Annotated in this window: 15 protein-coding genes; 2 read left to right on the top strand and 13 right to left on the bottom strand. The window is 52.5% G+C overall.

Annotated features, from left to right (window positions below; translation table 11 throughout):
* Window positions 1-60 precede the first annotated feature (60 nt).
* A complete protein-coding gene (gene lafA / locus E1B03_RS05870; RefSeq protein ID WP_133085829.1) occupies window positions 61-966 on the bottom strand; it encodes a lateral flagellin LafA in 906 nt (301 codons plus the stop codon).
* A gap of 550 nt (window positions 967-1,516) precedes the next feature.
* Here lafA and E1B03_RS05865 point away from each other — a divergent pair.
* The gene (locus E1B03_RS05865) at window positions 1,517-2,467 is read left to right on the top strand and encodes a transcriptional regulator (RefSeq protein WP_103770960.1); all 951 of its coding nucleotides are present in this window, start codon (window positions 1,517-1,519) and stop codon (window positions 2,465-2,467) included.
* A 453-nt stretch (window positions 2,468-2,920) separates the two neighbouring features.
* On the opposite strand, the gene E1B03_RS05855 is transcribed toward E1B03_RS05865, so the two are convergent.
* The 12 genes from E1B03_RS05855 to E1B03_RS05800 all read right to left on the bottom strand — a co-directional run bounded on the left by E1B03_RS05855 (window position 2,921) and on the right by E1B03_RS05800 (window position 13,050).
* Window positions 2,921-3,922, bottom strand: a complete 1,002-nt coding sequence (locus tag E1B03_RS05855; RefSeq protein WP_103770958.1) for a flagellar hook-associated protein — start codon at window positions 3,920-3,922, stop codon at window positions 2,921-2,923.
* Between the two features lie 25 nt (window positions 3,923-3,947).
* Window positions 3,948-4,877: a flagellar hook-associated protein FlgL gene (gene flgL / locus E1B03_RS05850; protein WP_103770957.1), complete on the bottom strand. Its 930-nt coding sequence runs from the start codon at window positions 4,875-4,877 to the stop codon at window positions 3,948-3,950.
* A 17-nt stretch (window positions 4,878-4,894) separates the two neighbouring features.
* Window positions 4,895-6,271, bottom strand: coding sequence for a flagellar hook-associated protein FlgK (flgK, locus tag E1B03_RS05845; protein WP_048236058.1), 1,377 nt, complete (start codon window positions 6,269-6,271; stop codon window positions 4,895-4,897).
* Window positions 6,272-6,369: 98 nt separating this feature from the next.
* A complete protein-coding gene (locus tag E1B03_RS05840; RefSeq protein WP_029139422.1) occupies window positions 6,370-6,672 on the bottom strand; it encodes a rod-binding protein in 303 nt (100 codons plus the stop codon).
* A gap of 8 nt (window positions 6,673-6,680) precedes the next feature.
* Window positions 6,681-7,802: a flagellar basal body P-ring protein FlgI gene (locus E1B03_RS05835; protein ID WP_133085828.1), complete on the bottom strand. Its 1,122-nt coding sequence runs from the start codon at window positions 7,800-7,802 to the stop codon at window positions 6,681-6,683.
* Between the two features lie 14 nt (window positions 7,803-7,816).
* Entirely contained in the window at window positions 7,817-8,482 is a 666-nt protein-coding gene (gene flgH, locus E1B03_RS05830) for a flagellar basal body L-ring protein FlgH (RefSeq protein ID WP_103770955.1), read from the bottom strand.
* 107 nt (window positions 8,483-8,589) lie between these two features.
* On the bottom strand, window positions 8,590-9,375 hold the full coding sequence (gene flgG / locus E1B03_RS05825; protein ID WP_048236061.1) for a flagellar basal-body rod protein FlgG: 786 nt from the start codon (window positions 9,373-9,375) through the stop codon (window positions 8,590-8,592).
* Window positions 9,376-9,405: 30 nt separating this feature from the next.
* Window positions 9,406-10,143, bottom strand: a complete 738-nt coding sequence (locus tag E1B03_RS05820; protein WP_042310418.1) for a flagellar basal body rod protein FlgF — start codon at window positions 10,141-10,143, stop codon at window positions 9,406-9,408.
* Window positions 10,144-10,152: 9 nt separating this feature from the next.
* Window positions 10,153-11,355, bottom strand: a complete 1,203-nt coding sequence (flgE, locus tag E1B03_RS05815) for a flagellar hook protein FlgE (protein WP_103770954.1) — start codon at window positions 11,353-11,355, stop codon at window positions 10,153-10,155.
* Window positions 11,356-11,381: 26 nt separating this feature from the next.
* The gene (locus tag E1B03_RS05810) at window positions 11,382-12,269 is read right to left on the bottom strand and encodes a flagellar hook capping FlgD N-terminal domain-containing protein (RefSeq protein ID WP_133085827.1); all 888 of its coding nucleotides are present in this window, start codon (window positions 12,267-12,269) and stop codon (window positions 11,382-11,384) included.
* Complete coding sequence (gene flgC / locus E1B03_RS05805; protein WP_006685942.1) at window positions 12,269-12,700, bottom strand: flagellar basal body rod protein FlgC; 432 nt, start codon at window positions 12,698-12,700, stop codon at window positions 12,269-12,271. Before flgC ends, E1B03_RS05810 begins: the two co-directional genes overlap by 1 nt.
* Before the next feature lie 2 nt (window positions 12,701-12,702).
* Complete coding sequence (locus E1B03_RS05800; RefSeq protein ID WP_133085826.1) at window positions 12,703-13,050, bottom strand: flagellar basal body protein; 348 nt, start codon at window positions 13,048-13,050, stop codon at window positions 12,703-12,705.
* An 82-nt stretch (window positions 13,051-13,132) separates the two neighbouring features.
* Here E1B03_RS05800 and flgA point away from each other — a divergent pair, with 82 nt between their 5' ends.
* On the top strand, window positions 13,133-13,903 hold the full coding sequence (flgA, locus tag E1B03_RS05795; protein WP_133085825.1) for a flagellar basal body P-ring formation chaperone FlgA: 771 nt from the start codon (window positions 13,133-13,135) through the stop codon (window positions 13,901-13,903).
* The last annotated feature ends 65 nt before the right edge of the window (window positions 13,904-13,968 follow it).

Raw genomic sequence — 13,968 nt, 5'->3', positions numbered from 1 at the left:
AGGTCGCTGAAAGCACAACACCGCCGGGTGGCGGTGTTGTAAATGACGTTAAGTCAGGAATTACTGCAGCAGGCTGGAAACCATGCTGGACATGCTGTTGGACTGCTTCAGCATGGTGATACCCGTTTGCATCAGAACCTGTTGCTGGGTCATGTTGGACGCTTCCGTCGCGTAGTCGGTATCCATAATGTTACCGATCGCCACTTCCGTGTTGTCCTGCATGCTGGTCAGGTTAGCTGCGGTATCGTTCAGACGGTTGATAGATGCACCCAGTTTGGACTGGATCTTAGACACGTCGTCCATTGCAGTCTGGATAGTGGTGATCATCTGGTTTGCAGAGCCAGAAGTAGTCAGCTCAGAACCACCGGAGATGCCAGCGGTACCAGACTGGTCAGCAGAGAACGATTTGCTAACGCTGTCCAGCGCATTAACCAGATCGCCCAGCTGGCTGGAGATATCAACGGTCATGGTGTCTGAAGATTCAGCACCAACCTGGAAGGATACCGCGCCCTGGAACAGACCGTCTTTACCGGTGTTGCTGGTACCGGAAAGACCGAACAGGTTGGTGCCGCCGTAAGTGGTGTTCTGCAGCATGTCGGACATCTGCTGACCCAGTTCGTCGTATTCGTCCTGCATCGCCTGCAAGTCTTCGTCGTTGTAGGTTCCGTTCGCTGCCTGCGTGGACAGGTCTTTCATACGGCCCAGTACGTCGGTCATTTCATCAAACATGCTGTCTGCAGTCTGCAGCATGGCAGTGGCATCGTTGATGTTGCTCAGCGCAACGCCCATACCGCTGGACTGTGCGGTCAGACGGCTGGCAATCTGTTTGCCCGCAGCGTCATCTGCAGAAGAGTTAATACGGTTACCTGTCGCCAGACGTTCCATAGAAGTAGACAGTGATGCGCTGCTTTTGTTGATAGCATTAACAGCAGACATTGATGCGGTATTAGTATTAATCGATAACATGGTACAGCTCCTTGGGAATAATCGTTTTCGTTTCGATACCCTGTAAAAACGACCGCCCGTTTGGAAAACTTAAAGCGCTGCAAAAAAATTTTTTACGCTCCTCACCACATCATTAACCCGAGAGATAAACCGCCACTCTATTTTAGCTTTCCGTGCTCCCTCCCACAAATACCACTACATAAGGAAGATCTCAATCAAGATTTAATTAAAAGATTATTAGAAATATCTAATAATGGGTTGAAGATTTACACACCAACAGGGTTAACATCATGAAACCAATGAGATTATGCTTAATCAAAAACCGCTTAATCACCCACTCTTTGACCTTGTTTTACATTTGGTTGCAAATGGCCTGTATTTTTATATTGTGAGTCTCAGACACTTTCGCTACATTTCAAATCCTTTTTTGGATAGCATAAAAAATACACAATACCGATTCGGCTGCTGTTTCACAGCCAGAAGACATTTCAATTTCTCCAGAATTTTAATGCACTGATTTTTAACGGTGTGACACCAGGGATATAAAAATCTTGCGCGGATATATAAAACCATGAGTATTGTAGTCAACAACTGGCGGATGGATTCTTCGCTTAATGCGTTAATCCATTGTGAAACAGGCGAGATACGTCGCTTGGGCGAATACCATTTTATTCTGTTAGAAACATTAGCTAAAAATGCCGATGTTGTTTTATCTCGTTCATTTTTAATGACCGCTGTCTGGAAGAATCGTATCGTCGGTGGAAATAGCCTACCGACAGCCGTTCATGCCCTGCGTGTCGCTATCGATGATGATGGTAAACAACAGGAAATTATTAAAACCATACCTAAAAAAGGGTATTTATTTAATAAAAACTATCTGACTGAAATCATTGAACCTAATGAAAATAAAGCTGATGACAGCGCCGGCGATGTCACCGAAGAGAATGCTGAGCTTGCTGAAACCCTTGTGCCTGAAGCGCTACTGCCCTCAACAGAAAAAGAACAAATACATTTAAATAACAGTCAATTGCATGCAAAAAGCAAGAAAAAACCGGTCATCAATCGTCATCCTTACCGGGCCGTTCTGATAACCTTACCCGTTATTGTTACCGCGCTGTTATTATTTATCTTAATCTCTTATTTTAAAGCACCGTCGGCCACTAAAACGCCAGAAGCCCCGCAGTTGGTTAAAGAGACGCTGAAAAACGCCGACCGTATTACGGCTTATCAACTGTATGATCCAGGTGAGAATAAGAAATCGTTATCACTGGTTTCACAACATATTGTTCCTGGTGTAGAGCAGATCAATCAACTATTGGTTACGCATAGCGCTTCCATGACCCTGTATTACCGGGTCTCTCTCAACAAGCTTGCCCTTGATATTGTGCTAAGCAACCAATGCAATGATAACTGGCAGTTAGCGCTCAGCTTTGATAACTGGCTAAATAAAGATAATGAAATGAATGGTATTTTAATTAAAGAAGTGGAGAAAATGTTAAATGAAATGCCCAAATGCAAATAATTACGTTTTCCCCTGTCTGTCTGCTTTAACGTTATTTTGTACCTTCATGGTCCATGCCCATATTGAAAATACGGTTGTTGCTAATTACGATCTTAATACTGGCAAAAACGTACATTATGAACTCATTACGAGTCCACTGAACAAAGACACGACCGTCACTCTCGTCCCATTGGAGCAAAGTAACAAAACACCATCCACGTTTAAGATCGCCGCGTGTATTAACTATTATGCAGGCTCGTCTAAACAGGGGGAGTTTCATTTTAGTACGACCAAAACCGATCAAAACGACTCTCGGCTGGCAAATTTTGGATCGTTTGTGACAGAACACAACCTGCATACGTGGTGGATTCATTTAGACACGCAGCAAAATTTGCTTTTTACACAGGATGTAGGAGGTCTGTTAATTACAGACCCCTCTGCTTTTACTTTCTCAACAAAAGCATGCCATCAAGATTAGCTTAATAAACTACGAACAGTCTGGCTGGAAAGCCGGGCTTGTCCGTTTACCGCCTGTGCTAATACCTGGTAATTGTGATTAGCATGGTCCAATACCCCACCCAGTGATTCCGAGGCTTTGACCGCACTTTCTGATTGCGGAAAACGCGCCATACCGTCAATGAGCTGTCGGGCTTTTTCCTGCTGTGCGGCCATCTGCGCACGCTGATCGCCAATGATATCCAGCGCCTGCTGTAAGCCATCCTGAGAGCGGGAACTGCCCTGCGCGATATGTTGCAGAAGTTCTTCTGAACGGGACGGATCGGCAAACGTTTTGAGTGGGGTAAACGCCGATGTCTTCGCATCAACATCGCGTACGCTCAGGGTTTGTTGGATCTGTGGCCACTGCTTTTCCGCAGTGGAAAAACTCAGCGCTCCTTGCCGATCGTGCACCTGCACGCCGACACGACGCAGCGCGTTACTCATCATCATTTTGTACTGACCGGGATCAAGATCGTCACCGACCACCACCGCAGAATGCTGCGTTTGCCGCCCGTCAGAGACACTAAACATACGTGAACTTATGGCGTTTTTTTGCAGCATCTGCGCCAGTTCAGGCGAGTGAAAGGTCACTCGCGCCTCGCCCTGTAAAACCGGACGCAGCTGCCTGTCGACCGCGCCGCCGGACAATGTTGGCCTTTTTTCCAGCCACTGTGAAAGCTCAGCCCCTTTTTGCTGCTGCGCCTGTCCACCACGGCGCGATGCGTGACGATAGTCCAGCAAATGCTGTTCCAGTTGCCCGAGGTAGTGATCGGCCTGCTGCAGCGTGGTGAGCTGATCGTTAAGCTGCACGCTGTAGCGCTGAGGCCGGGTGGTAATAAGTGGTGAGGCCGGGTAATCACTCGCCGTTGCGGGTAACTTTTGACGGACAGGGGCATTCTGCGCAACGGTATGCTGCTGCACAGAAGGATTAAGCGCTCCGCTACCGGAGAGTGATGTTGTATTTAAACCGACCTGCATACTATTCCTGAGCTACTGCTAACTGTTAAATCACACTGAAAAGGTTCAACTCACTCACTTTGGAGTAAGTTTTTAAGGTGGCTTGCATCGCCATTTCCAGACCGGTGAAGGTAATGGAGGCCGGGCCATAATCCAGATCGCTCAGCTGACTGATCAGCTGATCGTTGGAGGTGGTGATATCCGTCTGAGCGCCGCTCAGCATGGTCATCGTATTCTGCGTTTCACCAATGGTGGCGATCGAGGCGTTGAGCGCGTCAGAGGCCACATCCACCGTATCGATAGCATTTTGAATATCGCTTTGTACCTGCGGATCGGCAGGGTCCACCGACGGATCCTGCAGCTCTTTCGATAGCGAAGTCAGGGTATTCAGCACGTCGAGGCTGTCGCCGAAGAAATCACTGACCGCGACATTGGTATCCACTTCTACACCATTGGACACCGTGGTCTGGCGATGATCGCCATTACCCTGATAGGTATAGCTGTCAGTTACCCCGTCGCCGTCCTCATCTACCGCGACAATCGGCGGCCGATCGTTCACCGTCCCGCCAAACACATAGTGGCCATCTTCATCCTGATAATTCAGCGCTGAGACCATCGCTTCGGTCATCGACTGAATATCCTGCCCCAGGCTGGACAACGACTCGGCGGTATTGGTACCGTTGGCGGCCTCCAGCAGATCGTCGCGAATTGCCAACAGATCGTCATTGACGCCATCCAGAATTGACTCCTGCTGGCTCATCCCCGCCGAGGCGGAATCAATATTGGTTTGATATTGATCAATTGCCGATTGCTGGCGGTTAAGCTGGGTGATTCGGGTCGCCGCAATCGGATCGTCAGACGGCAGCAGAATACTTTTCCCCGTCGCCATCTGCGTGACGACGTGAGAAAGATCGCTGGAAAGGTCGTTAAAACTCTGCGTCATGGACACATAAGACTGTTGTGTAGTGACTCGCATATTGATTCCTCTTCCGGTTAGCTACACATTTCCAGCACAGAGTCGAAAATGTCTGCGCCCGTTGAGATAACTTTGAGGTTGGCCTCGTAAATTTGCTGATAGGTAATGAGGTTCACCGCTTCTTCATCCATGCTGACGCCGCTGACGCTGCTCTGCTGGTTCTGTGCTTCGGAGTACACGTTTGCCGCCGCTTCCGCTTCCGTCTGGTTTTGCTGGCTGTAAATACCGATGTTACTGATGATCGATGAACAGGCTTCACCCACGGTTACGCTGCCCAGCCCCTCTATCTCCAGCGGTTCGGTCGAGATATTGATCAGCGCCTGCAGGTTATCGCTGTTACCGCTTTCGTCCGGCGAGCTGGAAAACGCCAGCTCATCGGCGGTGATATCAGGGTTCACCTCCAGCGGGCCATCCGATGAGTTTTCGTCATAGATAAACAGCGGTTCACCGGGGTTTCCGTTCAGATCGTAGCCCTGGGCCAGTTGGGTGTTCACCGCATCGGCAAACTGTTCAGCCATGCTGTTAATCGTGCCGGTCAACGGCGTCAGAATTTCATTTTGATAATCAAACAACGCCCCCAGCGAACCACCGGTATCGGTGTTCATGGATGACGTGGTTCCGGCAAACGTCAGCGACATACTCTGCGTGCCGTCGGCGTTGGTATCGAGTTCGATGGTAGAACTCTCCTGCCCGCTAACCAACGGCTGTCCGTTTTGCAGCGTGACGTTATAGTTGCCCTCATCATCAATATTGACCTGAACGTCCATGATGCCGCTCAGTTGTTCCACCATCTGGTCACGGGCGTCGTACAGCGCAGAGGCGTTATCGCCATTGGCTTCAGCTTCAGCAATTTGCTGGTTATAGCTGGCAATACCGCTGGTCAGGGTGTTCACCTGCGCTACCATCGCCTGTTCCTGACTGACAATCTCACTGCTTTGCGAATCGATATAATCGAGGGTGTTATCCACGCGCAGCGCCAGCGCGCCGGACTCGCTGATCACCTGCTCGCGCAGAGCAGAATCATCCGGGCTGGTGGTGGCTTCGTTGAGGGCGGCAAAAAAGTTGTCAAAGCCGCCGCTCAGGCTGCTGTTATCGTCGCTGAGCACGGTTTCCAGTTGAGTTAAATACTCTTGCTGGGTGTTGTAATAGCCGTAATCGCTGGCGGCATACCAGACCTGGTTCACCTGATACTGGTTAGATACCCGGCGAATGCTGTCCACCTGCACACCGTTACCCGCGCTGTTCGCCGAACCTGAACTGGCGCCAATGGTACTGGTGATGGCCACCTGCCGGGTGTAACCATCGGTCATGGCGTTGGCCGTGTTTTGCGCGGTGACGTTAAGCTCCACCTGCGCAGTCGATGCGCCGCTGTAGCCAATGTTAATCATGTCCATCAAAGAGTCCTCGCCGGTCAGTTCCCCGGTATGTCGTTAACAACCTTGCCGATTAAAAGCGGCGAAAAAACCACAGTTCTTAAGCCGCCGCGCAACCTTTATCCTTTGTGATGCGGGGAGAGCTGTTTGACGATCATCGCCGCAATCCCAATGCCGTGCTGCTGGGCCAGGCTGTTGCATAGCTGATCGTCATAAAACCCCTGCATCATGCGCACCGAGTCGCTGTTAAACGGGTTATCTTTGGAATCGAAGATCTCATTGGTTTTACGCATTTCTTTCAGCATGTTGCGTAAGAAAATGGCTTCAAACTGCTGAGCGGCTTTCTGCAAATCGTTATCTTTAATTTTCGGGCCCATTAACGCATCGCTGCCGTCAATGCCCCCGCTATGATTCACTTTGATATCGGCCATTAAATTACCTCCAGATCGGCATCCAGCGCCCCGGCTTCATGCAGGGCCTGTAAAATAGACATAATGTCGTCCGGCGTGGCTCCCAGGCTATTGAGCGCATTAACCAACGTTTTCAGGCTGCTGGATTCAGGCAGCGTTATCATCCCCGGTCGGGCATGATTCACCGAAATATTGCTCTGCGGCGTCACCGCCGTACGGCCTCCGGCAAAAGCATTCGGCTGGCTGACGTTGCTGCTTTCACTGATGGAAACCGTCAGACTGCCATGCGAAACCGCCGCCGCGTGTAGGGCAATGCCATCCCCCATCACCACCGTGCCGGTACGCGAGTTAAACACCACGCGGGCGCGTACTTTTTCGGCCTGAACCTGAACGTCATCTAACTGCGACATAAAGGCGACGCGCGCCCCTGGGCTGGTTGGCGCACGGACGCTGACGTTGGTTGAGCTTTGTGCCGTGGCAATGCCGCCAAACGAGGCGTTAATTGCCGCCGCAATGTTATTGGCATCTTTAAAGGAGGGACGTTTCAGATTAAGCGTAATGGTATCGCCCATCTGGAAGTCGCTGGGAATTTCGCGTTCGACCGACGCGCCGTTCGGTATCAGCCCGGCGGTTGGCGTATTCACGGTCACACTTGAGCCGCTTGCCCCGGTCGCGTTCATCCCGCCGACCACCACGCTCCCTTGTGCGAGGGCATAAACTTCTCCATCTGCGCCGTGCAGTTGGGTGAGCAATAACGTGCCGCCACGCAGGCTTTTGGCATCGCCAATTGAGGAGACTGTGACATCAATGGTCTGCCCGCGCGAATACATGGGCGGTAGCGTCGCGCTGACCGCCACCGCCGCGACGTTTTTCACCTTCGGATCGATTTTGCTCGGCAGCTGTACGCCAAACTGGCGCAGCATGTTGGTAATGGTTTGGTTGGTGAATTTGACCTGGTTTTTATCCCCGGTTCCGTCCAGCCCCACCACCAGGCTGTAGCCGACGAGTTGGTTTTCCCTGACGCCCTGGACGTTGACCAGCGACTCCAGAGATTGCGCCTGCGTGGTGCCCGGCAGCGCCAGGCTCAGGGCGATAACGATGCCGTTTAACGCCTTCATCCAGCGCCCGCTTAAGTGTTGCATATCAAAATCCTGCATTAGATCGGGAAGAGAGGATGGTTAAACAGACGCGTCAGCCAGCCCGCCGCATTGGCATCGCTCAATGCGCCACGACCCGCATAGGAGATACGTGCATCGGCAATACGCTGCGATGAGACGGAGTTGTCGTTTTGAATATCATCGGCACGCACCAGACCGCTCAGGCGTATGTACTCATCTCCCTGATTGAGGGTGAGCCATTTTTCACCGCGAATCTCCAGAATGCCGTTCGACTGTACCGAATGCACCGACACCGTAATTTCACCGCGCAAACTGTTTTGCTGCTGCGAGGTCGCCGTGCCGTTGAAATCGCGATTGGCGTCGACGGAAGCGGAAAGGTTATCTTTGGTATGCCCAAATAGCGTTGGTGCGCCGATATCAACGGTATTGTTCTTACCGAAATTGGTTTTCGCCTGTTTGCTCGACTGGGTAGATTCTTCCAACATCACGGTCAGGATGTCGCCCACCCGATAGGCACGGCGGTCCGCCGTCAGCGACCAGTTATACCCTGTTTCAAACACGCCACCCGCACGGCCATCCGCCGTTGGCGGCGCCTCGGTTTTGGGAGGAGCAAAGAATTCGTCATTTTTTTTGACCAGGAGGGCCTGCGATTCGCACCCGCTTAACAGGGGAAGCAGGACCACCAGCCAGAGATAATTTTTCACGTTCTGCCTATATTCTGCCGGATGGCGCTACGCTTATCCGGCCTACAAATGGGTGTTGCTTATTGGCCGGATAAGCGTAGCGCCATCCGGCATGTCACATTCTTGCGTTACAGCGTCTGACTAATAAACTGCAGCATATCGTCTGCCGCTGAGACCATTTTGGCGTTCATCTCATAGGCACGCTGTACGGTGATCATCGCCACCATTTCATTGACGATGTCGACGTTCGAGCCTTCCAGTGCGCTGTCCTGCAACGTTCCCAGGCCATCTTCCCCCGGAATACCTTCCGTCGGTTGACCGCTGGCTGCCGTTTCGAGATACAGGTTGTCGCCTTCGGCTGAAAGCCCCGCCGGGTTAGCGAAGTTCACCAGCGTCAGTTGCCCCAGTTCAGTCGGGTCGCTGTCGCCGGGAAGGATCGCCGTCACGGTACCGTCTTCGCCAAATGCCACGTTAGTCGCACCGGCGGGTACGTCGATTTCCGGTTGCAGAGGTAAGCCTTCGGAGTTGGTTAGCACGCCATCAGCGTTAATCTGCATGTTGCCGTCACGGGTATAAGCAATGTCCCCGTTGGCCTTTTGCACCTGCCAAAACCCCTGCCCCATAATGGCGACATTCATCGCGTTGTCGGTGGTTTCCACATTCCCTTCGGTGAAGGTTTTTTGCGTTCCAACGATGCGCACACCGCTACCGAACTGCATTCCGGTCGGCATGATGTTGTTTTGATCGAGCATCGCGCCCGGCGCTTCCTGAGTCTGATAAAACAGATCCTGGAACATCACGCGGTCACGCTTGAAGCCCGTGGTGTTAACGTTGGCGATGTTGTTGGCAATCGCACTCATCTCAGCATCCTGCGCCGACAGGCCGGTTTTACTGATCCATAACGCTGCGTTCATAAAACTTTATTCCTGATTAAAGGCCACGACTCAGGAGCCGCGTAGCAGCCTGTTGCCGGAGTCGCTGAGATCTTCAGCCGTTTTCATCATTTTGATTTGCGCTTCGAACTGGCGGTTCATCGCAATGGACGACATCATTTCGCTCACCGCAGACACGTTACTGCCTTCCAGAAAGCCGCCGCTCACCTTGATGTTTTCATCACGCTGCGCCGGTACGCCATCCGCCGTTACCAGCATCCCTTCGCTATTTTTCGCCAGATTAGCGACCGGAATATCCACCAGCTTCAGACGATCGATATCCATGGTGGCGGTAACATCGCCGTCGTCGGGCGTGACCGAGAGCGTGCCGTCGCTGCCGAAAGAGGCAATCGCGTTTGGCGGCAAAATGATCGGACCGTTATCCCCGAGCACCACGTTACCGTCGATGGTCAGTTGGCCCTGATCGTCCTGCTGAATATTACCGTTACGGGTGTAGACCTCGTTTCCGGCTTTATCCTGCACGGCGATATAGCCCGATCCCTGAATGGCGACGTCCAGCGGGCGTTCGGTTTTCTCGGCCACGCCGGTACTGTCATTGACGCCGCTGGGACTCTCTTTCGCCATAAAACGCGTGTCGAAGCCACCGCCTTTCACTTTGTCATTGCTCGCCATCGCCATATCCGCACGAAAACCATTGGTGTTGACGTTGGCAAGGTTATTGGCGCTAATTTGCTGCTCCAGTAGCGTCTGGGTGGCGCCGCTCAGCGCGGTATAAATCAACCGATCCATTTCTTAGCCTTACATCGCCTGGAAGAGAGCCTGATCCAGCTGCGTACTGGTGGAAATCACCTTGGTGTTCGCCTGGTAGTTACGCTGTGCGGTCATGAGATTGACCAGCTCGTTGGTGATGTCCACGTTGGAGCTTTCGAGCATGCCGGAAGAGAGCGTGCCGCAGGAGCCGGAGCCTGGTGTGCCAATCAGCGGCGTACCGGATTCGCCCGTCTGTACCCAGGCAGTACCGCTTACCGCTTCCAGCCCGTTCTCATCCGGGAAGGTGGCCAGCACCACCTGCCCCTGCAACATGCGCTCGCCGTTGCTGTAGGTGGCGTAAACTTTACCGTCGTCATCAACCTGCACGCCGTTCTGCGTTGCGGAGGCATAACCGGTGGCGGAGTTGGTGGTGACCGAGAAATCAGAGCCGTACTGAGTACAATCGGAGTAGTCAATGGTCATCGAAATCGGTGCGGCTTCAGTGGTGGTGAAGGTGATAGTTTGCGGCGTGGTGGGATCCGTCAGCTTGCCGGTATTCGGATCGAAGGTCAGCGTGGTCGGCGGTGCGTCTGTCTGCGCTTCGCCATCAAAGGTGTACTGCACTTCCCAGGTATTATCTCCGGTTTTAGTAAAGTACTGACTAACCGAGTGTTCATTACCGAGCGAGTCATACACGGTGGTGGTGTAGCTGTCGGTGTAGGTATCGCTGTTGTTTGCGTCAAACGGTACGCTGGCGCGATCGATTGTTTCATCGCTGGCATCAAAGTTAGCCGTGAAGGTCATGCTGTCCGTGGCCTGCGCCGGGATGTTGCCGGTTTTAATCTGGATATCGGTAACGGTACCGGTTTGCAACGTGCCGCTGTCATCAACCGGATAACCTTGCAGGTAATCACCGGACGCATTGACGATATAACCGTTTTTATCGGTCACGAAAGAACCGGCGCGGGTATAAGAGATGTTCCCGGCACTGTCGCACATCACAAAGAAACCATCATCATTGATAGCCAAATCCAGCGCATTGCCGGTGGAAACCATTGAACCGCCGGTGGAGATGCTTTGAGCGGACCCCGCCACGCTCACGCCCATCGCCTGCGTCCCGGCGTACATGGCGGAAAACTGGGTGGTCATTGATTTATAACCGACCGTACCGGAGTTCGCGATGTTGTTACTGATGCCATCCAGCTGTTCGTTGACGGCGTTCAGACCCGTCGCTGCAATTTCATAACTCATTGTTTCTTCCTGTAATGTAAACTAAATCAGAGCACCATATTGCTGTCGGCGTTATCGCTGCCGTCGTCAGTATCGGGTGGCGTGGTGTCATCTGAACCGCCGCTGCCATCAGTACTATCCGGTATGCCAAACTGGGTGATCATGGTGAAAGGCACTTCCCCGACGCCGTCAACGTTGAGCACCGGGGTGCTGCCATCGAGCGGAATACGCACATCTTCCACCTTGCCCGTCACCTCAATCGGCACTTCCTCTTCCCCGGTATTGGTCACCACGGACACGCTGTAATCCCCCGGCGGGATGCCGTAATCCGCAGGATTGATGTCGAAATCCACCTGGCCTGGTCCAACGGAGGTTTCACCTTCCGGGATCAGCGACACGGTGTAGTCATCACCGGCTTCATCGGTAAAGTGCAGATCCACATCGGTACAGCTGTCATCCAGCGTGACGCGCCCCTGGATCGCCTGGCTGTTGTCTTCGATATCCAGCGAGGTGGTTTGCACCATAATGTCGTCGCCAACCATATTCCCCAGCGCCATCACCTGGATGTTGCTCATCAGCACCGCGTTGGTGTTGGCCTGGACGCTCATCTCTTCCATCATGGCAACCTGCGCCATGGAGGAGAGCTGATCGATATAGGCCGTAGGATCGGTGGGATCGGTCGGGTCCTGGTTTTCAATTTCCGCCACAAACAATGTCAGGAACGTTTCCACCCCAGAGCTTTCCGTTGAGGTCGTGGTCGTCGGCGTATTACTGGTACTGCTGCTATCCGTGGTTGACGACGTGGTTGAAGAACTGCTGTCTCCCACATTAGTGCTTTGCGTCGTGGCACCGACGTTATTTTCAGCAACAGCCGCCGTCTTCTCCTGAGAAGAAGCCAGCGCCTGAGATTGGGCATACAGAGCCAGGGTATTCATTACACTTCTCCCAGTTTGAGTAAGCTTTGCTGCATACTTTTGACGTTATTCAGCACATCAACGTCGGTTTCAAAATCACGTGAGGCAGACATCATGTCGGCCATTTGCTCGACTACGTTGACGTCTGGATACCAGACAAAACCGTTCTGGTCCGCCATCGGGTGGTGCGGCTCATAACGCTTCACCGCCCCGCCGCTTTGCATGACGTCCTGTACCTGTACGCTGGCGCCATCAATGGCATGGCGGTTGTGCCCACCTATCAGGCTATTGTTGTAAACCGCGGCAAAAACCGGGCTACGCGCCTTGTAGGCCTGCGCCTCGCTGCTGGCAGGAGATTCCGCATTCGCCATGTTGCTGGCGACGGTATTCAGACGGATGGTTTGCGCCGTCATCGCCGAGCCGGAAATCTGGTAAATATCAGTAAACGACATGGTTATTTCCCTTCGATGGCCTCTTTGATACCGCTAAGCTGCAGGTTCAAAAAGGTCAGACTGCTTTGATAATCCATACTATTTTGTGAAAACCGGGCCTGCTCGGTGTTCAGTTCTACGGTATTGCCATCCTCTGAGGGCTGCATCGGCACACGGTATTTCACGTCAACGTCGGGCTGCACATTTGTACGACTTGCCCGTTGCATCTCAGCGGCAAAATCAATATCTTTAGCTTTGAAATTTGGTGTATCGACGTTTGCCAGATTCGCGGTCAGTAGCTCGGTCCTCTCAAGACGTAACTTCACTGCCTGCGGATGTACACCCAATGCCTGCTGAAAACTGATTCCCATTTCTTGCATCACTCCTGCGTAGATATCGCTGTTATTAGCAATATGTATGCCAACTTTTAAGTGATTGATGAGAAATGAATTTATGAGACTACCCTCCTACGTAAGGAAGCCTTCTTTCCCCTTTGCCGCGGAAATATGGCTGGCTTTATGCTGCGTCTTACCCGTACATGCCGCCGTGCATCCCATACAGCACAGCGCCCGGGAACAGATCAACGCGCTGGTCCTGACCGCCGCCGGTCATGAAATTGACGCGTTGGCACAGAAGCAGCAGTGGCAGGACTATCGCTACACGTTCAATATCTATATTCCCTCTACCGTCAGCACCAGCGCGCTATGCGCAGTAACGCCTCAGGTCACCTCCAGCACCTCTGCGAAAATGGCCCTTTCGCGCATGAACTTTGTGGTGAGCTGCCCAGGCAGCGCGGGCTGGCAATACAACGTTGCAGTGCGCCCCGACGTGTCGGTGCCGGTAGTGATGCCAAAGTCGTTGATTGCCCGAGATACGGTGATTACGGCCGACGACCTGCAGCTTAAAAAATTCAATATCAGCAACCAGCGGGAAGGGTTGATGACAAATATGGATGAGGCGATTGGCCTTACCAGCAAACGAGCCCTGCAGCCGGGTAAACCGATTACCCGTAGCGAGCTGGTTCAGCCCATATTGGTTAAACGCGACCAGCCGGTGATGATCGTCTCCCATACGGCCGGGATTACCGCCTCGATGCCGGGCGTGGCGTTGAAGAACGGTCGTAAAGGCGATGTGATAAAAATTCGCAACAGCAGCAGCCAGCGGATCATTAGCGGTATGGTGGACGATACCGGCGTGGTCACTACGCTCACTGCTGAGCAGTGAAGGGATTTTTTGTGATGGGATTAAAGTTTTCCTCTATTGCCGTCGCTTTTAGCCAATAACGGATA

This window comes from Citrobacter arsenatis, assembly GCF_004353845.1.
Classification (GTDB): domain Bacteria; phylum Pseudomonadota; class Gammaproteobacteria; order Enterobacterales; family Enterobacteriaceae; genus Citrobacter; species Citrobacter arsenatis.
The sequence above is the reverse complement of the archived record's forward strand: the minus strand, read 5'-3'. Positions and strand labels throughout refer to the sequence as shown.

Coding starts and splice junctions, on each gene's coding strand:
- E1B03_RS05800 (WP_133085826.1), bottom strand. CDS start 13,050: ATGGGAATCAGTTTTCAGCAGGCATTGGGTGTACATCCGCAGGCAGTG.
- lafA (WP_133085829.1), bottom strand. CDS start 966: ATGTTATCGATTAATACTAATACCGCATCAATGTCTGCTGTTAATGCT.
- flgG (WP_048236061.1), bottom strand. CDS start 9,375: ATGAACGCAGCGTTATGGATCAGTAAAACCGGCCTGTCGGCGCAGGAT.
- flgC (WP_006685942.1), bottom strand. CDS start 12,700: ATGTCGTTTACTGATATTTACCAGATTTCCGGCTCGGCGATGACGGCG.
- E1B03_RS05810 (WP_133085827.1), bottom strand. CDS start 12,269: ATGAATACCCTGGCTCTGTATGCCCAATCTCAGGCGCTGGCTTCTTCT.
- E1B03_RS05865 (WP_103770960.1), top strand. CDS start 1,517: ATGAGTATTGTAGTCAACAACTGGCGGATGGATTCTTCGCTTAATGCG.
- E1B03_RS05820 (WP_042310418.1), bottom strand. CDS start 10,143: ATGGATCGGTTGATTTATACCGCGCTGAGCGGCGCCACCCAGACGCTA.
- E1B03_RS05855 (WP_103770958.1), bottom strand. CDS start 3,922: ATGCAGGTCGGTTTAAATACAACATCACTCTCCGGTAGCGGAGCGCTT.
- flgA (WP_133085825.1), top strand. CDS start 13,133: ATGAGACTACCCTCCTACGTAAGGAAGCCTTCTTTCCCCTTTGCCGCG.
- E1B03_RS05835 (WP_133085828.1), bottom strand. CDS start 7,802: ATGCAACACTTAAGCGGGCGCTGGATGAAGGCGTTAAACGGCATCGTT.
- flgE (WP_103770954.1), bottom strand. CDS start 11,355: ATGAGTTATGAAATTGCAGCGACGGGTCTGAACGCCGTCAACGAACAG.
- flgL (WP_103770957.1), bottom strand. CDS start 4,877: ATGCGAGTCACTACACAACAGTCTTATGTGTCCATGACGCAGAGTTTT.
- flgK (WP_048236058.1), bottom strand. CDS start 6,271: ATGGACATGATTAACATTGGCTACAGCGGCGCATCGACTGCGCAGGTG.